Raw genomic sequence first — 22,504 nt, forward strand, 5'->3', positions numbered from 1 at the left:
GCCGTCCACGCCGTCACGCTCCGCCAACGGGTAGGGAGACGTGGAATGTGCTGCCCCGGCCCGGCTCGCTGGTCAGCTCCAGTGTCCCGCCGAGCAGCGTCACCAACCGCCGGGCGTACGGCAGGCCGAGGCCGGTGCCGCCGACCCGGGTCGCGCCCGGCACCTGGTAGAACTCCTCGAAGATCCGGTCGTGCAGCTCGGGGGCGATGCCCAGCCCGGTGTCGCTGACCTCGAACGTCCACCTGTCGCCCTGCTGGTGGGCACGCAGTCGCACCTCGCCGCGCTCGGTGAACTTCAACCCGTTGTGCAGCAGATTGCGTAGCACCTGGCCGAGCAGCACCTCGTCGGTGCGCAGCAGAGCCGGCGCGCTGGGCTCCTCCACCACCAGCTCCACCTCCGGACGGGTGGCCAGCGCGCGCAGTGTGCCGCGCAGCTGACCGAAGACCGGGCGCAGGTCGACGTCGGACAGGTCCAGCTCGATCCGGCCGGACTCCGCCTTCGCCAGGTCCAGCAGCTCGTTGACCAGATTGAGCAGGTCGGCCGCCGACGAGCGGATCAGCTCGACCTGGCGGCCCTGCTCGTCGGTGAGCGGGTCGGAGGCGGAGTCGGTGAGCAGCCGCCCCAACCCGATGATCGCGGTGACCGGGGCGCGTAGCTCGTGGCTCACGTTGGCGAGGAACCGGCTCTTCGACTCACTCGCCGCCCGCAGTTGGGCCGACTTCTCGTCCAGCTCGGCGTAGAGGGCGACGACCCCTCTGTTGGTTTCCTCCAGCTCCTCGGTGAGCTGGTTGTAGAGCGCCAGCACACCACGGTTGGTCTCGGCCAGTTCCTCGTTGAGCACGGCCAGCTCGTCACGTTGGCTGCGCACCTCGTCGAGTGCCGCGATGAGCTGCCCGTTCTGCACCGTCAACTCGTCCAGCGCGCTGGCCGGGGCGATACGGCCGAGTTCGCTGCGGAACTCGGCCAACCGCTCCGGTGTCGGGATCGGCGCGTTGGCCGGGACTCGTCTGGACATCCTCACGACCGTAACCCCCTCGACGGTCGCCACGCTCAACGTGTCGACCAGCCGGGACACCGCACCGGACTGCGGCTGGTAGTGACCGTCGGGCAACGGGGTCACCGGGGCGAGGTCGGCGCGCAGGTGGTATCGGCCGTCGGCACCCGCCTCGATGTGGAAGGTGACGTCCGCGCCGCCGACCGTCCCCAGCAGGTCCCGGGCCACCTCGCTCAGTGCGGTGGCGATCCGAACCTGGTCCTGGCGTTCGAGGCCCACCACGGCGGCCACCTCGCGGCCCCGCTGACGGATCACGAAGATGTCCTGCTCCACCCGCAGCGCCATCTGGAGCAGCGGCTGCGCGGCCGACTCGCCGGTCATGCCCAGGACCTTGCCACGAGCACGCAGGCGTCGTCGCGTCGCACACCCGCGTCGCGCAGGAGGGTTGCCGCCACGACGAGCGGAGAGCGCTCCGCCAGACCCGGGTAGTCCTCCAACCGCCACCGGTCGGCCACCCCGTCGCTGTGCATCACCAGGCGGGAGCCCGGACCGAGCGGGTAGTCGTACTCCCGGATGGCCGGCCGTTGGTGGCCGGCGATGCCGGGAAGCGACACCAGCCCGCGACGGCGGTCGTCCTCTTCGACGATCACACCGGCGATGTTGCCGAGGCCGGCGTAGTGCAGCACGCCTGCCTCCGGCGCGAGTTCGGCGACCGCGAGCGCGGCACCTCGGGTGTGCGACATGCTCCGGTGCAGGTGAGCGACCACCGTCGCCGGTGGGCCGGCCGGGGCGTTGCGGAACGCGGCGAGCGCCGCGTCGGTGGCGGCGGCGGCCAACGGACCGTGCCCCAGCCCGTCGCTGACCAGCACCTGGTGTCGCCCGTCGGCGACCCGGACGGCGTACCCGTCGCCGCTGACCGTCTCGCCGGTGATCGGCCGGGTCAGGGCACCGGCCCAGGACGGGCGCGCGGGCTCCGCCGGCCAGACCTGTACGGCGAACACCGTCCCCCGGCCGGGCAGCGAGTATCCGTCGAACCAGCTCGCCTGCCGCACGATGGCGCCCAAACCGATGCCCAGCGTTCCGGTGGTGGAGTGCCCGTCCTGGGACGAGACGGTCAGGTCGGCCATCCCCGGCCCGGAGTCGATCGCCACCAGCTCCACGCCCGCCTGCCCGCCCCGGCGCACCGGCCGGAGCAGCAGCATCCCTTCGTCGGCGTGCTTGACCAGGTTGCTGGTCAGCTCGGCGGCGACGATGGCCAGGTCGGCGATACGGGTCTCACCGATCCCGACCTGCGCACCGAGGCGCTCGGCGGCCCGCCGGACGGCACTCGCCGCGCTGCTGGCCTCCACCCGGAACCAGATGCCACTGTCGGTGACCGCCTCGGCGTTCACCGCGACCACTTGGTGACAGTGATGCGCGTGCCGGTCTCCGGTGAGGTCTCGATCTCGAACTCGTCGACGAGGCGACGGGACCCGCTGAGGCCGAGGCCGAGGCCACCGCCGGTGGTGTAGCCGTCGGTCAGGGCCAGATCCAGGTCGGCGATGCCGGGCCCGGAGTCGGCGAAGACGATCCGGATGCCCTTGCGCCGGCCGTTGTCCACTGTCGCCACCTCGACCGAGCCACCGCCCCCGTACACGAGGGTGTTGCGGGCCAGTTCGCTGGCCGCGGTGACCACCTTGGTCTGGTCGACGAGGGACAGCTTGACGGCGACCGCCACGGACCGGACCAACTGCCGGACGCGTACCACGTCCTCGTCGCTGCGGACCGACTGCGCCTGCGGGTGGCCCAGGTCGATGCCCGCGGTCACGGCGTGGCCGTCTCGGCGTCCGGCTCGTCCTCAAGCTCGTCGTCGAACCCGTCGTCGTGCGCCGCCGCGATGAGCTCCATGCCGCGCTCGACGTTCAGCGCGGTACGGATGCCGTTCAGCGACAGCCCCAGTTCGACGAGGGTGATGGCCACGGCGGGGCGCATTCCGACCACCACCGTCTCCGCGTCGAGCACCTTGGAGATCGACGCGATGGTGGAGAGCATCCGGCCGACGAAGGAGTCGACGATGTCCAGCGCGGTGATGTCGATGATGACGCCGTGGCAGCCGGTGTCCACGATCCGCTCGGCGAGGTCCTCCTGGAGCGCGACCGCCGTCTGGTCGGACATGTCCACCTGGATGGAGACGAGCAGGATGTCGCCGATCTTGAGGATCGGTACGCGTTCCATCAGTTGCCCCGACGCGGTTGGCGACGGGCCGTCTCCACCCCGGTCAGCCGCAGCACGTGGCGCAGCGCGTCGGCGAGGCTCGCCTTGGTGGCGATGTCGCCGAACTCGATGCCGAGCGCCACGATGGTCTGCGCGATCTGCGGACGGATGCCGGAGATGATGCAGTCGGCGCCCATCAGCCGGGCCGCCACCACGGTCTTCAGGATGTGCTGGGCGACCTGGGTGTCCACCGCCGGGACACCGGTGATGTCGATGATCGCGTACGGGGAGCCGGTGTCGACCAGGGTCTGCAGCAGCCGCTCCATCACGACCTGGGCGCGGGCCGAGTCCAGGGTGCCGACCAGCGGGACGGCGACCACGCCCTCCCAGAGCTTGACCACCGGCGTGGAGAGTTCGAGCAGCTGCTCGGCCTGATCGGCGATCAGGCTCTCCCGGGTGCGGACGAAGCTCTCGAACGTGTAGAGGCCCATGTCGTCGACCAGCTTGGCGAAGGCGACGAAGTCGCTCAGCGCGTTGCTGCCGCCGGCCTCCTGCAACAGTTCGGCGAGCACATCCTTGAGGGCGAACACGCTGATCGTGGTCTCGGTGGCGGAGAAGCCCTGCCGGGCGCGACCACGGGAGAGTTCGGAGAGCGCGGCACGCAGCTCGGTGGCATTGTCGGCGGACACGTCGATCTCGCCCTGCTCGCCGGTGGCGAGGATGGCGCGGTGCAGGTCCTGGACCTGCCGGCGCAGTTCGGCCTGACTCAGCCGGCCTCGCAACGAACTGGTGACGATCTCGGTCCACCGAGTCGTGACCCGGTCGGCCTGCTCGCTCAGCAGCGCGGCGAGCCGACCACTTTCTTCGGTGCTCAACGCCATTTCGAACCCCCTTGACCTGGACCGGGCGGACTCTATCACCGGGGGCTGATCAACTACTTGCCCCGTAGCAACGGAATGACGACGGCCACCGGATACCGGCTCCCGTTCTGCGTTCGCCCCCCGTCGTGGGATACCGTTCCCCCGATAACAGGAGGTCTGGCGAATGTCCTTGACGGTGCACACGGAACAACGCGGCGACATGGTCGTCGTGTCGGTCGCGGGCGAGCTCGACATGGCCACCGCACCGCAGCTCCAGGACCAGATCACCGACCTGCTCGACAAGGGGCGCAGCCGGTTGGTGTTCGACCTGGCGGACGTCTCGTTCTGCGACTCGACCGGTTTGTCGGTCTTCGTCCGCGCCAAGAACAGCTGCGACGAGGCTGGCGGCGTGGTCCGGCTGGCCGCACCGCAGCGCGGGGTGCTGCGCATCCTCGAGGTGAGCGGGCTGGTCGAGGTGCTGCACACCTACCCGACGGTGGACGAGGCAGTCGCCGGCGAGTCGACGCCGGCTTCCTCCTGACCGCTGCTGTTCCTCACTCGTCCTCGACGTAGCGGGGACGGGCGATCGCCATGCCCGCCGTGGTCTGCACGGCGAGAGCGCCCAGCAGGAACCCGATCGGGGCGGTCCAACCGCCGGTGGCCTCGTAGAGGATGCCGACCAGCAGCGGGCCGAGGGCGGCGATCACGTAGCCGGTGCTCTGCGCGAACGCGGAGAGCGCCACGGTGCCCTCGGCGGTGCGGGCGCGCAGGCCGATGGCGGTCAGGATCATCGGAAACGCGCCCTGACCGATGGCCAGGAGAGCGACCCAGAGCAGCGCGGCACCGTGCGGGGCCAGCGCCAACCCCAGGTAGGCCAGCGCCGACGCGGTAGTCAGCCCCAGCACCAGCGGACGCAGACTGCCCAGCCGACCGGCCAGGGTGGGCATCAGCAGCGCGATCGGCACGCCGAGCGCGGTCACCCCGGCGAGCAGCAGCCCGGCGGACTCCGGCTGGTAGCCGGCGTCGCGGAACAGCTGGGCCAGCCAACCCATGATCGCGTACCCGCTGAGCGACTGCGCCCCGAAGTACACGGCCATCGCCCAGCCGAGCCGGGTGCGGGCCGGCCGGATCCGCGCCGGGGTGGCGACGACCGCCGTCGGGGTCGCCCGCCGCGCGCCGGCCCGGGTCCGCAGCGCCAGCGGCACCCACGGGAGTACGGCCACCGCGGCCATCGCGGCCCAGATGCCAAGCCCGGCCCGCCACGACCCGAAGGCGTGCGCGATCGGCACCGCGGTGGCGGCGGCCACCGTCGTGCCCACCGTCAACGCCATCGTGTACGCCCCGGTGACCAGGCCGGTGCGGTGCGGGAAGTGCTGCTTGACGAGCATCGGCAGCAGGATGTTGGCGACCGCGATGCCGGACAGCGCCAGCGCGCTGGTGAGCACGAAGATCCAGATCGAGTCGGTGACGACCCGGAGCACCTGACCGACGGCCAGGGCGAACATGGCGACCACCAGCACCCGGGCCGGCGCCACCCGGCGCACCAACCACGGGGTGAGCGCGCCGAGACCGGCGAACGCGATGGTCGGCAGGGTGGTGACCAGACCGGCGGTGGCGCCGGAGAGGCCCAGTCCGTCGCGGACCTCGTCGAGCAGCGCGCCGAGGCTCGTCACCACGGCACGAAGGTTGACCGCGACCAGCAGCATCCCGACCAGCACGAGCGCGCCACCGGTCGCCGGGTGCGTCCGTCGGGCCGCACCGGGGTCGCCGGCCAGGCGGGTGTCGACGGCGGCGGGGGCGGGCAGCGCCGGAGCGGCGGTGGGTGGCGGGGTCATGACCTCTAACCTACAATCATGGGATGAATTTGGGACCGGTGATGTAACCAGTGCCACCGTCGGTCGATTCCTCCTCCGCGCCCCCACACGGCCAGCCCGCCGTGCCGCCACGCGGCCACCGCGTCCGGCAGACCATCGAGCAGCTCCGGGCCCGGATCCTCGGTGGTGAGTGGCCGATCGGCGGGCGCATCCCCACCGAGCCGCAGTTGGTCGCCGCGCTGGGCGTCGGGCGCAACACGGTCCGCGAGGCGGTCCGAGCCCTGGTGCACGCCGGGGTGTTGGAGTGCCGGCAGGGCTCTGGCACGTACGTGGTCTCCACCGACGAGCTGGCCCCGGTGGTGGCCCGCCGCCTCGGCGACGACCGGATGACCGAGGTGATCGAGGTGCGCCGCGCCTTCGAGGTGGAGGCCGCCCGTCTCGCCGCGCTGAGGCGTACGCCGGAGGATCTGGCGGCGCTCGACGGCGCGCTGGCGGAGCGCGAGGCCGCGTGGCACGACGGCCGGGTGGACGCGTTCGTCGAGGCCGACGCGGCGCTGCACACGGTGGTGGTCGCCGCCGCGCACAATGCCATGCTCGCCGAGCTGTACGCCTCGGTCGGCAGTGCCCTGCGCAGCACCGTCGCCCAGGCGATGGGTGACGCGCTCACTCCGGAGCGCTACGTCGACCACAGCCGACTGGTCGAGGCGATCCGGGCCGGCGACCCGGGCCGAGCGGCGCTCGAGGCCGGCGCTTTTCTGGAGCCCGCCGAACGGGCATAGGTTGTCCCCGACAGAAAAGCGGACACCTCGGGAGTGCGAATGCTCAAGGGCTTCAAAGACTTCATCATGCGCGGCAATGTCGTCGACCTGGCGGTCGGTGTCGTCATCGGCGCGGCGTTCACCGGCGTCGTCACCGCCTTCACGAACTCCTTCCTCAAGCCGATCATCAAGCTGGTCGGCGGCGGGGACGACCAGTTCGCCGGCCAGTGGGAGATCAGCAAGGGCAACCTGATGGACTGGGCGGGCTTCATCAACGCCCTGATCACCTTCCTGCTCACGGCCGCGGTCCTCTACTTCCTCGTGGTGTTCCCGATGAACAAGCTGGCCGAGCGGCGCAAGCGCGGCGAGGAGCCGCCGCCGGCGGCGCCGAGCGAGGAGGTCAAGCTGCTCACCGAGATCCGGGACGCGCTGGTCTCCGCCGGCCACACCACCCCGGGTCAGCAGCGCGGAGCGCTGGACAACGTGCTGGGCCGCCGGACGGAACCGCCGACGCAGCGCTGACTCGACCGGAAGCACATCGGCCCCTGTGGGAATCCCGCAGGGGCCGCACCTTCTCGTACGTGTGTTCGATAGAGTCCCGCCATGGAGCAGCGGAAGCACTGGTGGAACGGGAAGTGGGGGCGGCTGGCCCGGCGGGATGTCTTCCTGCGGGTGGACGCCGACCGGTGGCACGTCGAGCAGCGCGCCGGCGGAGCCGAGGGCATCTCCCGGTTCTACGAGTACGGCAGTGCGGACGAGGCCGAGGACACCGTCCGGGCTCTGCTCGACGGTCCGGACACCTGGCGGGAGTTGTCCCCCCGCCCGCCGGGCAGCTGGACCCTCCCGAACAGCTGAACGGGCTCACGCTCCAGGCCTGGCCATGCCGTCGGCTGCGGCGCGCCCCTGCCGTCGCCGTCCCGCGCCGGGGCCGGGCCGGGTCGGGCCGGCAGCACTCTTCAACGATATGACTCTGAGGCATTTTTATGACTCAGAGTCATATCGCTCTCCAGAGCAGCCACCCTCCTGGCCGTCCACCCCATCCGCCTGAGTCGTCAGCACGCCGTGTCGCCAGCCCACACGGCGTCGGACCGGAGCGGACCGGACTGCGGGGTTTGGCTGAGCGCCCGGCCTGCTGGCGGGGTACGGCGTTTAGTGGCGCGCCGACCCGGGAACCGCGGTGTGATGGACCAGCAGGACGCGCAGCAGGCGACCATTTCGCGGATCACCACCGGGATGCCGGTGATCGACTCAGCCGGCACCGAGGTCGGAACCGTGGACCTCGTCCAGCGGGGCGACCCGAACGCGGTGACCGTCCAGACCTCGACCGCCGACCCGGGCAGCAGTCTGGACGAGCTGATCGAGGCGACAGCGGTCGAGGAGCCGGACGTCCCGGCCGATCTGGCCGCGCGGCTGCTGCACAGCGGCTACCTGAAGGTGTCGACGGAGTTGACCCGCACCGGCGCGGTCTACGTACCGGCCGACCGGATCGGGTCGGTGGCCGACGGTCGGGTCCTCCTGGCCGTCGGCGTGGCCGACCTACCCCCCGAGGAGTAGCCCGCCAGGCCCGACGCCTCGACCAGCCTGATCATCGACTCCAGGTCGCCGACGTGGCGGTATTCGAACTCGGATACACCGCCACTTCGGCGATCTGGCGTGGATCATGCGGGCGGCGGCGGAAGAGCAGCAGCATCAGGCAGCCCGCGACCAGGCCCCAGAACGCACCGCCCACGCCGATCAGCGTCACCCCGGAGGCGGTCACCACGAAGGTGACCACCGCTGCCTCCCGGGTCGCCGGGTCGGCCACCGCCGAGGCGAGCGCGGTCGCGAGGGCGCCCAGCAGGGCCAGCCCGGCGACGGCCTCGATGAGGATCGGTGGGGCGACCGCGACCAGCGCGGTGGCCGCTCCGGCGCCCAGCCCGAGCAGGGCCAGCCCGAGGCCGGCGGTGACCGAGGCGATCCACCGACGGTCCGGGTCCGGGTGCGCGTCAGGGCTGGCGGCGAGCGCGGCGGTGATCGCCGCCAGGTTCACCGCATGCCCACCGGCCGGGGCGGCGAGCAGGCTGGCCAGGCCGGTGGCCCGCAGGGCGGCACCGAACGGCGGCCGGTAGCCGTAGCCGACCAGCACCGCCATGCCGGGTACGTTCTGCGCCGCCATCGTGACCAGGAACAGCGGAAGGGCCAGCCCGACCAGCGCGGACGCGTTCCAGGCCGGCGTGGTCAGCGTGACCGACGGGACCAACGCGGCACCGGTCAGGCCGGCCGGCGACGCGGTCAGCGCGATCGCCGCCACCGCTACCACCAGCGCGCCGGGCACCGCCCAGCGGCGGGCGAACCGGTGCAGCAGCAGCCAGGCCACCACCACCGGGCCGGCCACCAGGGGCAGCTCGACCAGTGCGCGGACCGGGGCCGTACACAGTGGCAGCAGGACCCCGGCGAGCATCGCGCCGGCCACCGGCTTGGGGATGGCGGCCACCGCGCGGCCGAGGGGCGGGAACAGCCCGGCCGCGACGATCAGCACCCCGGAGACGAGGAAGGCACCCACCGCGACCGGCCATCCGCCCGGGGGCGGCCCGGTTGCGACCAGTAGCGCCGCACCCGGTGTGGACCAGGCGACGCTCATCGGTATCCGGTGCCGCCAGCCCAGCCACGCGGCGGCGAGCCCGCACGCCACGCAGAGGGCGAGCAGCCCGGAGGCGGCCTGCGCGTCCGACGCGCCGGCCGCGCGGAGCCCGGCCAGCACGACGGTGAACGAGCTGGCGAAGCCGACAAGCGCGGTCACCACACCCGCCAGCAGTGGTTGCACACGTCCGGCCATCCGACTCCCCCGACTGTTCCGTTTACGGAACGACAGCGTGTAGCACCATAGTCGGGTGCCGCAGCCACCACCAGCCCGCCGACCGGGCCTCGACGTGGATCCCGTCGTCGTCGGCCGCCGGGTCCGTGCCCTACGCGAGGAGCGGGGCATCTCGCTGTCCACACTGGCCCGGCTCGCCGGTGTCGGAAAGGCCACCCTCTCCGGCCTGGAACACGGCACCCGCAACCCCACCCTGGAGACGCTCTGGGCGGTCACCGCGCAGCTCGGCGTGCCGTTCACCGCCCTGTTGGCCGAACCGGCGGCCGAGCCGATCGTGCACGGCACCGCCGTCACCGCCACCCTGCTGGAGGTGTTCACCGACACCGACGCGACCTACGAGCTGTACCGGATGCGCGTCGCGCCGGGCGTCGTGCAGACCTCCCCCGCCCACCAGCCAGGCGTGACCGAGCACATCACCGTCTTCGCCGGAGTGCTGCGCGCCGGGCCGGCCGACGCGCCGCTGACCGCCCCGGCCGGCGGCCACCTCCGCTGGGTGTCCGACGTGCCGCACACGTACGCGGCGGTGGGTGACGAGGAGGTCGCCGCCAGCCTGCTGCTGCGCTACCCGCGCCACTGAGACCCGCTCCGGGCGCCCATATCTCAATCATTTTCGCCCCACGCAGTAGTGCGTAGAGACGAAGGCAGGGTCTTCTTGGCAAGCTTGACCCCATGACGCTGATCCTCCGCTCGGCCATCCTCAACGACATCGGCCTGGTTCGCACCAACAACGAGGACTCCGCCCTCGCCGGTGACCGCCTGATCGCCGTCGCCGACGGCATGGGCGGGCTGCCCGCGGGCGAGGTGGCGAGCGAGATCGTGATCCGGATCCTGGACGAGCTGGCCCCGCCCACCGACCCCGACGGCGCCGCCGACGCCCTGCGCGCCGTGGTCAGCACCGCCAACCAGCGCATCCACGCCGCCATCACCGTCGACCCGACCCGGGAGGGGATGGGCACGACGCTCACCGCGGCGCTGTTGGCCGGGGAGACGCTGGTGCTGGCCCAGGTCGGTGACTCCCGGTGCTACCTGCTGCGCGACGGGGAGCTGACCCAGCTCACCCGGGACGACACGTTCGTGCAGGCGCTCGTCGACCAGGGCACGCTCTCCCCCGACCAGGCCCGTCACCACCCGCAGCGATCGCTGGTGACCCGGGCCGTGCAGGGTGCCGACACCCCGCCGGCGGTCGGAGTCCTGACCGTGGTGCCCGGTGACCGGCTGCTGCTGTGCAGTGACGGGCTCTCCGACTACGTCGAGGACGACGCCATCGCGGCGGCACTGGGCATGTACGCCGACCGCCAGCAGTGCGGCGAGCAGTTGGTGAAGCTGGCCCACCACGCCGGCGCTCCGGACAACGTGACAGTCGTGGTCTCCGACGTCGTCGCCCGCTGACCGGTAGGGCGTACTCCGCGGTTCACAGAACCCGCCGGATCGGGTCCGGCCGCCCAAGTAGGTAGTTGTGCCATCTAGCTTGCACCGCTACTGTCCGACGCGTGGATTCCGACCGGCGCGGGCAGTGGCTGCGTGGGGTGCTCGACATCTGCGTGCTGGCCCTGCTGGCCGACCGCGAGTCCTACGGCTACCAGCTCGCCCAGGCGCTCGACGCCTCAGGTGTGGGGCCCATCCAGGGCGGCACGCTCTACCCCGTGCTGCTGCGCCTCCAGAAGACCGGCCTGGTCACCGCGCAGTGGCGGGAGGGCAGCGCCGGGCCGGCCCGCAAGTACTACCGGCTCACCGACAACGGGTACGCGGCGCTCCGCGCTGGCGGCAGCGCCTGGCTCGCCTTCGTCCAGCCGGTGAACGACATCGTCACGAAGGGGGTCACCCGGTGAACGCCGACGATTGGCTGCGGACGCTCACAGCCGAGTTGCACCAGCGCCGGGTAGCGCCGGACGCCGCCCGACACGTGGTCGCCGAGGCCGCCACACACCTGCGTGACGGCGGCGGTGACCCCTGGGTCGTCTTCGGTCCACCCCAGCAGTACGCGGGCGCGGTCGTGGAGAGCATCGGCACCGCGCCCGGACCACGCCCCGGACCGGTCCGGCTGCACGCGACGGGCATCACCAAGCGGTACGGGCGGCGAACAGTTTTGCGGGACGCCACGCTGACCGTCCGGGCCGGACAGATCGCCGCTGTCATCGGCGCGAACGGCTGCGGCAAGAGCACCTTCCTGCGCATCTGCGCCGGGCTCATGTCGCCGGACGCCGGCGAGGTGACAGTGTCGGGGCGGCTCGGCTACTGCCCACAGTCCGGCGGCACCGCCGACTTCCTGCTCGCCGACGAGCACTTCGTGCTGGTCGGCGCCGGTCAGGGGGTGGCTCGCGGCCCGGCCCGCCGGGCCGGTCGGGCGGCGGCACGTCAACTCGGGTGGGAGGCGGGAGGGGACGTGCAGGCCCGCCACCTGTCCGGCGGCACCCGGCAGAAGCTCAACCTGACCATGTCCACGCTCAGCGCCCCCGACGTCCTGCTGCTCGACGAGCCGTACCAGGGCTTCGACCAGGGCACCTACGTCAACTTCTGGGACCAGCTCAGCAGGCTGCGCGACGCCGGCACGGCGATCGTCGTGGTGACCCATCTGCTCAACCAACTCGACCGGGTGGACATCGTGCTCGACCTGACCCCGGCACGTGAGACCGAGTGGCACGCGCCCGGCGTCCAGGGAGGTCACCAGTGAACCGGCTCGTCACCGTCGCCGAGATGACAGTGCGGGAGTTGCTGCGGCGTCGGGGCGTACTCCTGCTGTTGTTGTTGATGCCGTTGACCTTCTACCTGATCCGGCGGGACGCCTACCTCGGGCAGTCGGTCCGGTCGCTGCTCCTCGGCGTGGGCTGGGCGGTGAGCACCGCCGCACTGTTCGCCACGACCGCGGCTCGTGAGGTGGAGCCGAGGCTACGGCTGGCCGGTTACCGCCCACATCACCTCTACCTCGGTCGGGTGCTCGGTCTGTGGGCGGTGGGGCTGATCATCTCCGTGCCGTTCTTCCTGCTCCCGATGATCGACGGTGCGGAGCTGCGGTACGGCGGCCTGGCCGCCGCGCTGCTCTGTTCCGTCGCGGTGGCGGCGCCGTTCGGGATGCTGATCGGCACGTTGCTGCCCAGGGAGATGGAGGGCACCCTGCTGCTGCTCACAGTGGTCACGGTGCAGATGTTGATCGACCCCGCCGGGTCCGGGGCGAAGCTGACCCCCTTCTGGTCGACCCGGGAGATCGCCACCTGGGCGGTCGACCACACCGACCAGGGCTACCTCTCCCGGGGGCTGCTGCACGGGCTCGCCGTCACCGCCCTGTTGGTCGTCGGCGTGGCGACCGTGGCCAGCATCCGCCTGCGCCGCCGCCGGCACCTGCGGCATCTGCCGGTCGGCTGACCGCAGCACTCGTTCGACGGCGGGGTGCCTGTCGACGGCGCGGATCGGGCCAATCCGGTTGCTGTCACCTGCACGGCAGGCTGAGATGGGCGAATGACCATCCGCCGGGTGACCGCCGATGACCGTCTCACCACCAGCTTCCCGCTGGCCGCGTACGCCTTCGAGTCCTCGCCGCTCGGTGCGACACGGATCGACGAGTTCCGCGACTACCTGCCCTACCAGGAGGGCAACCGGACGTTGATCGCCGAGGAGGGCGGTGCCACCCTGGCCGCCGTCTCGTCCATTCCGATGCGGCAGAACCTGCGCGGTGCGGTGCTGCCGATGGCCGGCGTCGCCGGGGTGGCTACCCATCCGCTGGCCCGTCGGCAGGGGCACGTCCGGACGTTGCTGCACCAACTCCTCGACGAGGTACGCGACGAGGGGCATCCGCTCAGCGCGCTCTATCCGTTCCGGCCCAGCTTCTACGCCCGCTTCGGCTACATCGGGTTGCCCAAGCCGCGGCGGGTCACCTTCGCCCCGGCCAACCTGGGCTCGCTGCTCCGTGTGGACCTGCCCGGCGAGGTGAGCTGGGAGCGCATCGCGGCCGGCTATCCGGCCTGGCGGGCGTTCACCGAGCGCAACCTCCAGGAACGGCACGGCTTCTCGATCTTCCCGGACTACCGGGCGGTCGGGATGCGCGACCGGGACGAGTACTGGCTGGTGACCGCCCGGGTGGGCGGGGAGGTCACCGGCGCGGTGACGTACCGGATCGACGGGCACGGCGGCACACTGCACGGCAACGAGATGCTGTGCGTCGACCCGCTCGCCCGGACGTTGCTGTTGCAGTTCTTCGCCCGGCACGTCGACCAGATCGAGCGGGTCAGCGTCCAGGTCCCGCCCGACGAGTTGCCGGAGCTGTGGCTGACCGACCTGGACGTCCACGTCGAGGCACGGACGGCCGTACCGGCTTCGTCGGCCCCGATGGCCCGTCTGCTGGCGATGGACGCGTTACGCGGGCTGCCCGCCGGGCCCGGTCGGGTACGCGTCGAGCTGACCGGTGACCGTTGGCTGGCCGGCACCCACCTGCTGGACGGCACCACCGGCGTGTTGGAGCTGGTCGACGACACCACCGGTCGTACGCCCACCGCCACCCTCACCGCGGCCGGGCTCTCCGCCCTCGCGTACGGGGTGCTGGACCCGGCCGAGCTGCCGTTGCGGGGCCTTGGTGAGGTGCCGGCGGACGCCGCCGCCGAGCTGCGCGGCATCTTCCCCCGTCGGGTGCCGTACCTCTTCGCCGACTTCTGAGTCTTCCTCACCACCGGGTTTGTCGGCCCGACGGCCGTGGGTAGTCTCCCGCGAATGCCGGAGTGGTTACAGGCGGGTGGGTGGGGGCTGCTGGCCGGATCGGCTCTGCTGGTCGGAGCGGCGATCGGCTGGTTCGCGCGGGTGCCACAGCGCCTCATCGCGTCGATCATGGCGTTCGGCGCGGGGGTGCTGCTCTCCGCCGTGTCGTTCGAGTTGATCGCCGAGGCGCACGCGCAGGGTGGGCTGCTGCCCACCGCGCTCGGCGCTGCCGCCGGCGCGGTCGTCTACACAGCGGCCAACCTGGCGCTCGCTCGGCACGGCGCACGGCACCGGAAGCGGTCCGGTGACCAGCAGCCCTCCGAGAACGAAAAGCCCGGCTCCGGGTCGGCGATCGCCGTGGGTGCCCTGCTCGACGGCGTACCGGAATCGGTGGTGATCGGTGCGAGCCTGCTCAGCGGCGGTGCGGTCAGCCTGGTCACGGTGGCGGCAGTCTTCCTCAGCAACGTCCCGGAGGGGCTGTCCAGCGCGGCCGGCATGCGCCAGGCCGGCCGAACCCGGCGGTACGTCTTTCTGCTCTGGACCGGGATCGCCCTGATCAGCGGAATCGCGGCGCTGCTCGGCAACACGCTGCTGGGCGGTGCCCCGCCGGAGGTGCTGGCCGGGATCACGGCCTTGGCCGCCGGCGCGATCCTCGCGATGATCACCGACACCATGGTTCCCGAGGCGTTCGAGGACGCCCACCTGCTGGTCGGCCTGATCACGGTCGCCGGTTTCCTGACCGCGTTCGCCCTGTCCCACGCCTGATGATGTCGCCTTAGCAGCGCATTAAACCGGCCCGGCGGATTCGTCGCCGCACGGTCGGGGCTCCTAGCATCACCTGGTGCGCATGACGTCGCTTGCCGCCCTGCTCGTCCTCGGTGTCGCCACCGCGACCCTGCCCGCCTGCGCGGCCGACGACCCGGCGCCCGCTTTCCAGTCCGGCTCCTCCGCCGCGCCGACGGCAGTGGCGACCGGCGACCAGAGCGCCTCGCCGGAGGCCCGTGACGGCCTCGGTGGTCCGGGTGCCAGCGCCAGCCCCAAGCCCGCCGAGAAGGTCCTCGCGGCCGGAAACCCGAACGGCAAGGCCAGCGTGCCGGCCGAGGGGCGGGCGGTGGACACCTCGAAGCCGACCCGGACCATCGGCACCGGCACCCCGGCCAGCTGCACCTCCGCGGCGGTCGTGAAGGCCGTCGCGGCGGGCGGTGTCATCACGTTCAACTGCGGCCCCGCACCGGTGACGATCAAGATGGCCGCCACCGCGAAGGTGCGCAACGCCAACGGGCCGAAGGTCGTGCTGGACGGCGGCGGCACTGTCACGCTGAGCGGCCAGGGCCAGCGCCGCATCCTCTACATGAACACCTGCGACGAGGCTCAGGGTTTCACCACCTCGCACTGCCAGAACCAGGATCACCCGCAGCTCACCGTGCAGAACCTGACGTTCGCCGACGGCAACTCCACCGGAGAGAAGGCCGAGGGCGGCGGCGGTGGGGCGATCTTCGTACGGGGCGGTCGGTTCAAGGTGGTCAACTCACGTTTCGTCCGCAACCGCTGCGACCGCACCGGCCCCGACCTCGGAGGCGCGGCCATCCGGGTGCTGAGCCAGCACGAGAACAAGCCGGTGTACGTGGTGGGGAGCACCTTCGACGGCGGTTCCTGCTCGAACGGAGGGGCGCTGAGCAGCATCGGCGTGTCCTGGGTGGTGCTGAACAGCCTGCTCAAGAACAACGAGGCGATCGGCAACGGGGCCAACCCGGCCAAGTCCGGCACGCCGGGCGGCGGCAGCGGCGGCGCGATCTACTGCGACGGCAACGAGTTCACAGTGCGGATCGCCGGCACGATCATCGAGAACAACAAGGCCAACGAGGGCGGCGGCGCGATCTTCTTCGTGAGCAACAACCGCACCGGCACGATGCGGATCGAAGGCTCGACCCTGCGCCGCAACCCCAGCGCCCAGTTCGAGACCCGGGGCTTCCCCGGCATCTTCTTCCTGGGCGCAAAGAACCCCACGGTGACGGGCTCCAAGCTGTCCTGACGCCCCACTTCTCTTCGTTGATCAAGAGGTTTCGGTCACCGGAGGCGCCTTCTCTGACCGAAACCCCTTGATCACCGTGGTCAGTAGGGGTTGCCCTGGCCCGGGGGGCGGGCTTTCAGGAGGGCGGTGGGGCGGCCGGGCAGGTCGCGGATGCCGGACAGCGGTGGGCTCCCCGTGTGGTCGCCCTCGGCCATCCCGGCGAAGAGTTCCTTGAGGGCCGCCAACGCGTCAATCCTGGGCTGCCAGCCCAACTCGGTCTCGGCACGTTCGCTGGACATCAGCGGGGCGTTCAGCCCCAACTCCACCCAGCCCGCGTCGACCGGTTGCAGCCGCGCCCGCCAGCTCAGCGCCGCCGCCGCACGCAGCACCGGCGCGGCGACCGGCACCGTCCAACCGTGGAAGTGCCGGGCCACCAGCTCCGGAGTCAGCACCGGGTCCGCAGCGACGTTGAAAGCGCCGCGCGCATCACCCACCACCGCCCGGGTGTACGCATCAGCGACGTCGTCGGCGTGCACCGCCTGCATCCGCAACCGGCGATTCGTCGGCACCAGCGGAATCCGACCGAAGCGCAACAGCCGCACCGGCGCCAGCGGACCCAGGAAGTAGCGGGTGATCTCCACCCCGGCGGCCCGCTGGAAAATCAACCCGGGTCGCATGCGCACCACCCGCAGCGTCGGGTGCTCCCGCTCGACCTCGTCCAGCAGCGCCTCCACCTCCGCCTTGTGCTCGCTGTACGACGAACCGGGCACACCCGTGGCCGGCCACCGCTCGCTGATCGGGTGGTCCTTCGGACCGGGCGCGTAGGTGCCCACCGACGAGGCGTACACCAGGGCCGGCACCCCGGCCCGGACCACCGCGTCGATCACCGCCCGGCTGCCGTCGACGTTGGTCCGGCGCAGCACCCGCTGGTCATGGCTCGGCTGGATCTGCCAGGCCAGGTGCACCACCGCGTCCGCACCCGCGAACACCTCGGAAAGCTGCCCCACCGCGCTCGGCGCGCCGATGTCGCAGGAGTGCCACTCCACCTGGTCGTACGGCTCACCGGCATCCGGGCCGGGCAACCGCCGGACCACCCCGGCCAACTCCACGCCCCGCTCCCGACGCAGCCGCCGCAGCAAGGCCGTTCCGACGTTGCCGCTGGCCCCCACCACCACGATCCGCATGCCCGACCCCGTACCCGCCCAGCAGCAGCTCAACCACCGACCCCGCGGCTCGGCCCGACGCTCGCCCCGGCGCGGCGGGTCCGCCCCGCCCGGCCTGCCCGGCGGGCGCGGCCTGCCCGGCGGGCGCGGCCTACCCGCCCGACCCGGTCCCCACGCCCGACCCGGTCCCCACGCCCGACCCGGTCCGTGCGCCCGGCGCGGCCTGTCCGCCCGGCCCGGTCCGCCCGCCCAGCCCGGTCCGCCCGCCCAGCCCGGTCCGTGCGCCCGGAGGCTTTGATCCACTCGCGTTTCTGAAAGTCGCGGTATCCGGGTGGGGATGACAGCCCGACTTCCGGAAACCCGAGTCGATCAGGGTCGAGGGGAGTGCCGGACCCAGCCGTGCTTCTCCGTCCCCCGTCGGCCGGTGGTCGCGACCAGGCAACGTGGGCAGATCCAACCAACCGCGTCCGCGTCGGTGAGCACGTCGGTGCCCGAGTAGTCGAAGCGCACATGCGGGAAGCGACGCAGCCGAGTCCGACTGAGGGCCAGGCCGCAGACCGTCTGGTTCTGACCGGGCTGCCAGGCGTGCACCTCGCCACCCGGCTGGCGTACACCGTCCGGCCCGACCTCCTCGCCGGACGCCGCCACAGCCGGGCTGCCGCTCCGTCTCATGCCCAGCCGATTCCCCAGACGCCCCCGACCATGCGCAGCCGCCCAGAAAGTACCTGATCCACTCATATCCCCGACCTGGCGGTTTCCCCCGCCCCGGACACCGCCAGATCGCCGACTTCGTGATGATCAGGATCGCCTGACGACAGGCATCGACGCCCGGCCGGAAGCCGAGAGCCGGCATCGCTCACGGTCAGGTAACCTGAGCGCGCGGGCCGCTAGCTCAATGGCAGAGCTGTGGACTTTTAATCCATAGGTTCAGGGTTCGAGTCCCTGGCGGCCCACCACAGACCCCCTCTGGGAGCAGCCGCGACGGGCCGCACTGCCGGTTTCCGGCACCCTCTTCCTCAGGACGGGTGGTCGCGACCTTGAGGTCATCGGGTGTCGAGTTGCGCGCGGGCGCGCATCAGCGCGAATCCGAGAAGGTTCGGGCCGCGCCACCGGGCCGGGTCCTCGGCACGCGGATCCGTGGCCGCCAGTCCGATGCCCCAGACGCGATCCAGCGGGCTGGCTTCGACAAGTATCCGGTTGGCCGTGCGGGACAGGTACAGCCCGAGGTCGGGATGCTGGCTGAACTTCGCCACGTTGCCGGCGACGACCAGGTCGAAGCGGTGCGCGTCCCAGACGGCCTGGTCGAAGTCGCGTACCTGACGACCCAGGGCCTTGACCGCGTTCGGGTGCGACGCCGTCGCCATCCGCGCGGCGATCGCGTCGTCACCGAACAGACGAGCCTTGCCGACCATCATGTAGTGCTCGGCCGTCGGATAGTGGAAGCCGTCCACAGTGAACGCTGCCGGCCACCACTGGCTCAGGCACCCCGAGCCGATGCTGCCGTCGGATTGGGGCTGGTGGCCCCAGAAGAACAGGTACCTGGGACGCCCGCCATCGGCGACCAACGCCTGCAGTGCGGGCAGGTCGTACGGCAGGGAATCCGTCTCGGGCACGTCCAGCAGGGTGCCAGACGCGTGCGGTCAGGCACCAGTGGGTTCGCGACTGCCGAGGCGGGAGTGCGACGGCCTGACGAACCGGCGATCGTGGCTGCTGAGGCGGTCCACCGGTCCGGCTGCGCGCAGGACGACATCGAGCGCCAGATCGGGGTCCGCTACGTAGGCTCCGCTGGCCCAGGCTGCGTTCGACTCGATCACGGCCCAGCGACCGTCGATGATCCCCACGTCCACCACGATGGCGGTGGGCAGTGTGTGACCGACACCGGCCAGCAGGTCTGCTCCGAAGGCGAGTGCGTCGGCGGACGGAGGTCCGAGGCGCAGCCTTCCCCGCTCGGCGTACTGGCTGCCGACCTGAACCGCGCCGTCGAGCAGGTGCAGCCGGTACTCGGCGGTGAAGTCGACGATGTCGCTGACGAGTACGGGTGTCCGGCGGTCAATCGCGTCGGGGCCGGGCAGGCGGGACCCGTCCGTGTAGATCATGGCCTTGATGTCCTTGTCGTTCGGCGACTTGACGAACGCCGGTCGACGGAGTTCGTAGGCTTCCCCGAGCGTGACCAGGGTAATCTCTCGGCGTGTGAGCTCCCGGGGCAGTCGGGCCAGCCAGTCGTGGGGAGCCTCCAGCGGGGCGATTCCGAGTAGTGGGGCGACGACGTCGGCGAAGGTCGGGCCGGCATGCAGGTGGTCGGCTCGCAGACCAGCGGGCACGTCGAGGGTGGGTAGCTGCACGGTGTGAAGCCCTCGCCGCTCCGCGGTGTCGCGCAACGTCAGAGCGGATGCGGTCAGACGCGGTGGCAGGACGAGTGTCACGGACGGAATCATGTCGTACCGGGTGGCCGGGCACCGCAGGCTGAGGGCCCGGGTGGTGCTCCGCGCCCCGAACGTTCGCCTGCTTCGGAGCCTGGCGCCCAGGGCCGACGCAGTTATCCTCTTCAAGTGCCGGCCCGTGGAGATCGTTGACGCGGTGGCGGCACTGCGAAGGGACTATCGACATGCCCCGTGTGGTACCGGCGGTCAACCGCGCACTCGACGTCCTCGAACTGTTCGTGGACTGCCCTGAACTGTCGGCCCGCCAGGTGATGGAGCGGCTCGACCTGCCCCGCACCACCGTCCACGAGCTGCTCGTCACGCTTGAGGCTCGCTCGTACCTGATCTCCGTACCGGGGCAGCCGGTGCGTTATCGGCTCGGCATGCCGCTGTTCCAACTCGGTGCGGCGTTCGCCGGCCGGCTTGATCTGGTCCGTGAGGCGCAGTGCGTCGCTCGGGACGTGGCCGCAGCGTGCGACGAGGCGGTCCACGTGGCAGTGCTCGACGGCGCGGATGTCATCTACCTGGTCAAGTTCGACAGCACCCACCCGGTTCGGATGGTCTCCGCGGTCGGGCGGCGGCTACCGGCCCACTGCACGGCGGTCGGCAAGATCCTGCTGTCCGACCTCGATCCGGCCGGCCTGGACGCCGTCCTGACCAACGGCGCCCTGCCCGGGATGACGCCGGCCAGCATCACCGACCCTGAGCGCCTACGCGCGCATCTCGCGCGGGTGCGGGCGGACAGTGTCGCTGTGGACATCGGGGAGTCCGACACGGCCATGCGCTGCGTCGCCGCGGCGATCCGAGACCACTCGGGTGCGACCATCGCCGCGATGAGTCTGTCCGCGCCGATCATCCGCTGGACGGCCCAGGCGTACCGGGAGTGGACCGAGCTGGTTCGCGAGGGCGCGGCCACCTTGTCCACCCGGATGGGCTACCGGGCTTTGCCTCGATAGCCAGCCTCCCGTTTTCGGTTCGAAACATCATCGAAACATTGACATTCTTCTCAGAGCTGTTCTAGCGTCGCGTCCACTTGATGCGGTATTTCGAACTGAGTTCGAAATTTCGAACGGCGGTGGTTCCGTGGCCCGACCGAACTGGAACATCAGCGCCCCCTTCTCGGCCTGGTCGCCGATCGCCACAACGCACTGACCGATGCGGGCGACGCGCATCCGTGGTCGCCGTCATGAAGACACACCTGTTGCACGGGCTACGCCCTCGGCGTGCCGTGCTGCGGGGACTTGAGGGAGGCGAATGTCCATGGGATACAACCCAGCCTGGTCACGACGCGGCTTTCTGGGGATGGGAGTGGGGGTGCTCGGCGCGGCCGGTCTCGCCGCGTGTGGAGGCGAGTCCGACTCGCCCCCCAAGGTGCAGCCGGAGGTTCCGCAGGAGCTGATCGACGCCGCGGCGGCGGTGAAGGGCTCCTCGATGGGGATGCTGTCGCAAAAGCTGTATTCGACGGCGGCGAACGAAGCACTCGACAGCTCGATCAAGAAGTTCGCCGACACCACCGGGACGAAGATCGAGAACAGCCTGGTCCAGGCCGACGCCGGTGACGTCGTAGCCAAGATCCACGCCGAGGTCGAGGGTGGCGTCGCTCGTGACCTCGCGTTCATGACCGACTCACGCTTCGTCGCCCAGTTCCAGGCGTTGGGTGACCTGGAGGACGTGACGGACGTCGTCCAGGCACTGACTGCCAAGTACGGGGAGCCCTGCGCCGAGGCCAAGAACTTCTGCGTCTTCGACGGCAAGTGGTTCGCCATCCCGTACCACTTCATCGGGATCGGGTCGTTCCTGCGCAAGGACTGGATGCAGGACAAGGGCATCACCCCGAAGGACATCTACAGCTGGGAGGAACTGCGGGACGTCTGCCTGGAGATCTCGGATCCGGCCAAGCGTCGGTTCGGCTGGGGCATGACGGTGAACCGGTCCGGTGACGGCAACGGCATGATCGAGGCCTTGATCAACGCGTACGGCGGGTCGATCGCCTCCAACGACGGCCGCAAGGTCACCTTCAACTCCCCCGAGACGGTGCAGGCCGTCACCTTCCTGGGCGACATCTACACCAACGAGAAGTACAAGCGGATGCTGCCGCCGGGGATCGCGAGCTGGACCGACACCAGCAACAACGAGAACTGGCTCGCCGGGATCCTCGGTTACACCCGCAACCAGTTCAGCGTCTACGCGGACTCCCGGACCAAGAAGAACCCGGTGCACGCGAACACCCACGTGTTCTCCGACTGCATCGGACCGGCCACCAACAACCCCCTGCTGCTCGGCCAGTCGCAGGGCTTCGTCGTCTTCAAGGGCGCCAAGAACCCCACGCTCGCCAAGCTCCTGGCGCAGTACCTGGTCAGCGCGCCCGCGCTGCTCGGCGTCGCGAAGGAGGCGCCCGGCCTGGTCATGCCCGCCTGGGAGAAGGTCTGGGACGCCGACCCGTTCTTCACCAGCGGCGACCCGGCCTTCCCGATGCTGCGCAAGATCACTGAACTGAAGCTGCCGCTGAACACGAAGAACGGCCTCGCCTTCCCGCAGAAGGCCAGCGCCGGCCAGCAGGCCGTCGGCTCGGCCTACGTCCTCACCGACATGATGCAGCAGGTCGTGCAGGGCACCGCGCCGGCGCAGGCAGTGACGACCGCCCACGCGAAGATGGTGCAGATCTTCAACCAGCAGGGGCTGCCGCAGTGAGCTCGGTCCGTCCTGCGCGGGTCCCGGCGGCAAAGAGTGCGAAAGCCTCGCCGTCGGGACCCG

Annotated in this window: 26 protein-coding genes and 1 tRNA gene; 16 read left to right on the forward strand and 11 right to left on the reverse strand. The window is 71.0% G+C overall.

Annotated features, from left to right (window positions below; translation table 11 throughout):
• Nucleotides 1-13: 13 nt before the first annotated feature.
• Genes O3438_RS21175 through O3438_RS21195 form a run of 5 tightly spaced genes read right to left on the reverse strand, consistent with a single transcriptional unit; the run spans nt 14 to nt 4,068 of the window.
• Entirely contained in the window at nt 14-1,375 is a 1,362-nt protein-coding gene (locus tag O3438_RS21175; RefSeq protein WP_269681564.1) for a sensor histidine kinase, read from the reverse strand.
• Nucleotides 1,372-2,385: a SpoIIE family protein phosphatase gene (locus O3438_RS21180; RefSeq protein ID WP_269683708.1), complete on the reverse strand. Its 1,014-nt coding sequence runs from the start codon at nt 2,383-2,385 to the stop codon at nt 1,372-1,374. Before O3438_RS21180 ends, O3438_RS21175 begins: the two co-directional genes overlap by 4 nt.
• Complete coding sequence (locus O3438_RS21185; protein WP_088986823.1) at nt 2,382-2,801, reverse strand: anti-sigma regulatory factor; 420 nt, start codon at nt 2,799-2,801, stop codon at nt 2,382-2,384. Before O3438_RS21185 ends, O3438_RS21180 begins: the two co-directional genes overlap by 4 nt.
• Complete coding sequence (locus O3438_RS21190) at nt 2,798-3,208, reverse strand: STAS domain-containing protein (protein ID WP_088986824.1); 411 nt, start codon at nt 3,206-3,208, stop codon at nt 2,798-2,800. Before O3438_RS21190 ends, O3438_RS21185 begins: the two co-directional genes overlap by 4 nt.
• Nucleotides 3,208-4,068 carry an STAS domain-containing protein gene (locus O3438_RS21195; RefSeq protein WP_269681565.1) on the reverse strand — a complete coding sequence of 287 codons (861 nt, stop codon included), beginning with the start codon at nt 4,066-4,068 and terminating at the stop codon, nt 3,208-3,210. The genes O3438_RS21190 and O3438_RS21195 overlap by 1 nt, the downstream gene beginning before the upstream one ends.
• Before the next feature lie 163 nt (nt 4,069-4,231).
• Between O3438_RS21195 and O3438_RS21200 the strand changes: the two genes are divergently transcribed.
• Nucleotides 4,232-4,588 (forward strand): STAS domain-containing protein, encoded by a 357-nt coding sequence (locus O3438_RS21200; RefSeq protein ID WP_088986826.1) that lies wholly within the window; start codon nt 4,232-4,234, stop codon nt 4,586-4,588.
• A gap of 13 nt (nt 4,589-4,601) precedes the next feature.
• On the opposite strand, the gene O3438_RS21205 is transcribed toward O3438_RS21200, so the two are convergent.
• Complete coding sequence (locus tag O3438_RS21205) at nt 4,602-5,882, reverse strand: MFS transporter (protein ID WP_269681566.1); 1,281 nt, start codon at nt 5,880-5,882, stop codon at nt 4,602-4,604.
• Between the two features lie 50 nt (nt 5,883-5,932).
• Between O3438_RS21205 and O3438_RS21210 the strand changes: the two genes are divergently transcribed.
• The 4 genes from O3438_RS21210 to O3438_RS21225 all read left to right on the forward strand — a co-directional run bounded on the left by O3438_RS21210 (nt 5,933) and on the right by O3438_RS21225 (nt 8,173).
• Entirely contained in the window at nt 5,933-6,640 is a 708-nt protein-coding gene (locus O3438_RS21210; protein WP_269681567.1) for a FadR/GntR family transcriptional regulator, read from the forward strand.
• 39 nt (nt 6,641-6,679) lie between these two features.
• The gene (gene mscL / locus O3438_RS21215; protein ID WP_269681568.1) at nt 6,680-7,141 is read left to right on the forward strand and encodes a large conductance mechanosensitive channel protein MscL; all 462 of its coding nucleotides are present in this window, start codon (nt 6,680-6,682) and stop codon (nt 7,139-7,141) included.
• Nucleotides 7,142-7,222: 81 nt separating this feature from the next.
• Entirely contained in the window at nt 7,223-7,474 is a 252-nt protein-coding gene (locus O3438_RS21220) for a hypothetical protein (RefSeq protein WP_088951051.1), read from the forward strand.
• 327 nt (nt 7,475-7,801) lie between these two features.
• Nucleotides 7,802-8,173 (forward strand): hypothetical protein, encoded by a 372-nt coding sequence (locus O3438_RS21225; protein ID WP_269681569.1) that lies wholly within the window; start codon nt 7,802-7,804, stop codon nt 8,171-8,173.
• A 31-nt stretch (nt 8,174-8,204) separates the two neighbouring features.
• Here O3438_RS21225 and O3438_RS21230 read toward each other — a convergent pair whose 3' ends face one another.
• Entirely contained in the window at nt 8,205-9,434 is a 1,230-nt protein-coding gene (locus O3438_RS21230; RefSeq protein WP_269681570.1) for a benzoate/H(+) symporter BenE family transporter, read from the reverse strand.
• 55 nt (nt 9,435-9,489) lie between these two features.
• Here O3438_RS21230 and O3438_RS21235 point away from each other — a divergent pair, with 55 nt between their 5' ends.
• The 8 genes from O3438_RS21235 (at nt 9,490) to O3438_RS21270 (ending at nt 16,188) form a co-directional block, all read left to right on the forward strand.
• Nucleotides 9,490-10,050 (forward strand): helix-turn-helix domain-containing protein, encoded by a 561-nt coding sequence (locus O3438_RS21235; protein ID WP_269681571.1) that lies wholly within the window; start codon nt 9,490-9,492, stop codon nt 10,048-10,050.
• Nucleotides 10,051-10,142: 92 nt separating this feature from the next.
• Nucleotides 10,143-10,862: a PP2C family protein-serine/threonine phosphatase gene (locus O3438_RS21240; protein WP_269681572.1), complete on the forward strand. Its 720-nt coding sequence runs from the start codon at nt 10,143-10,145 to the stop codon at nt 10,860-10,862.
• A 101-nt stretch (nt 10,863-10,963) separates the two neighbouring features.
• On the forward strand, nt 10,964-11,302 hold the full coding sequence (locus tag O3438_RS21245; RefSeq protein ID WP_269681573.1) for a PadR family transcriptional regulator: 339 nt from the start codon (nt 10,964-10,966) through the stop codon (nt 11,300-11,302).
• Nucleotides 11,299-12,144, forward strand: a complete 846-nt coding sequence (locus O3438_RS21250) for an ATP-binding cassette domain-containing protein (RefSeq protein ID WP_269681574.1) — start codon at nt 11,299-11,301, stop codon at nt 12,142-12,144. The genes O3438_RS21245 and O3438_RS21250 overlap by 4 nt, the downstream gene beginning before the upstream one ends.
• Complete coding sequence (locus O3438_RS21255) at nt 12,141-12,833, forward strand: ABC transporter permease (RefSeq protein ID WP_269681575.1); 693 nt, start codon at nt 12,141-12,143, stop codon at nt 12,831-12,833. Before O3438_RS21250 ends, O3438_RS21255 begins: the two co-directional genes overlap by 4 nt.
• Before the next feature lie 108 nt (nt 12,834-12,941).
• On the forward strand, nt 12,942-14,117 hold the full coding sequence (locus tag O3438_RS21260) for a GNAT family N-acetyltransferase (protein ID WP_269681576.1): 1,176 nt from the start codon (nt 12,942-12,944) through the stop codon (nt 14,115-14,117).
• A 54-nt stretch (nt 14,118-14,171) separates the two neighbouring features.
• The gene (locus O3438_RS21265) at nt 14,172-14,921 is read left to right on the forward strand and encodes a ZIP family metal transporter (protein ID WP_269681577.1); all 750 of its coding nucleotides are present in this window, start codon (nt 14,172-14,174) and stop codon (nt 14,919-14,921) included.
• Nucleotides 14,922-15,003: 82 nt separating this feature from the next.
• Nucleotides 15,004-16,188 carry a hypothetical protein gene (locus O3438_RS21270; RefSeq protein ID WP_269683709.1) on the forward strand — a complete coding sequence of 395 codons (1,185 nt, stop codon included), beginning with the start codon at nt 15,004-15,006 and terminating at the stop codon, nt 16,186-16,188.
• Between the two features lie 80 nt (nt 16,189-16,268).
• Here the strand turns inward: O3438_RS21270 and O3438_RS21275 are convergent, their stop codons facing one another.
• Nucleotides 16,269-17,351 carry an NAD-dependent epimerase/dehydratase family protein gene (locus O3438_RS21275; protein WP_269681578.1) on the reverse strand — a complete coding sequence of 361 codons (1,083 nt, stop codon included), beginning with the start codon at nt 17,349-17,351 and terminating at the stop codon, nt 16,269-16,271.
• A gap of 348 nt (nt 17,352-17,699) precedes the next feature.
• Nucleotides 17,700-18,002: a hypothetical protein gene (locus O3438_RS21280; protein ID WP_269681579.1), complete on the reverse strand. Its 303-nt coding sequence runs from the start codon at nt 18,000-18,002 to the stop codon at nt 17,700-17,702.
• Nucleotides 18,003-18,211: 209 nt separating this feature from the next.
• Here O3438_RS21280 and O3438_RS21285 point away from each other — a divergent pair.
• Nucleotides 18,212-18,286, forward strand: a tRNA-Lys gene (locus tag O3438_RS21285).
• 87 nt (nt 18,287-18,373) lie between these two features.
• Here the strand turns inward: O3438_RS21285 and O3438_RS21290 are convergent.
• Both O3438_RS21290 and O3438_RS21295 read right to left on the reverse strand, forming a co-directional pair.
• A complete protein-coding gene (locus O3438_RS21290; RefSeq protein ID WP_269681580.1) occupies nt 18,374-18,943 on the reverse strand; it encodes an NADAR family protein in 570 nt (189 codons plus the stop codon).
• Between the two features lie 27 nt (nt 18,944-18,970).
• A complete protein-coding gene (locus O3438_RS21295; RefSeq protein WP_269681581.1) occupies nt 18,971-19,753 on the reverse strand; it encodes an ATP-grasp domain-containing protein in 783 nt (260 codons plus the stop codon).
• Between the two features lie 182 nt (nt 19,754-19,935).
• On the opposite strand from O3438_RS21295, the gene O3438_RS21300 reads away from it, so the two are divergent.
• Together O3438_RS21300 and O3438_RS21305 are read left to right on the forward strand one after the other, a co-directional pair.
• Nucleotides 19,936-20,706, forward strand: a complete 771-nt coding sequence (locus tag O3438_RS21300) for an IclR family transcriptional regulator (protein WP_145778123.1) — start codon at nt 19,936-19,938, stop codon at nt 20,704-20,706.
• A gap of 304 nt (nt 20,707-21,010) precedes the next feature.
• A complete protein-coding gene (locus O3438_RS21305; protein ID WP_269681582.1) occupies nt 21,011-22,441 on the forward strand; it encodes an extracellular solute-binding protein in 1,431 nt (476 codons plus the stop codon).
• The last annotated feature ends 63 nt before the right edge of the window (nt 22,442-22,504 follow it).

This window comes from Micromonospora sp. WMMC250, from assembly GCF_027460215.1.
GTDB lineage: Bacteria > Actinomycetota > Actinomycetes > Mycobacteriales > Micromonosporaceae > Micromonospora > Micromonospora taraxaci.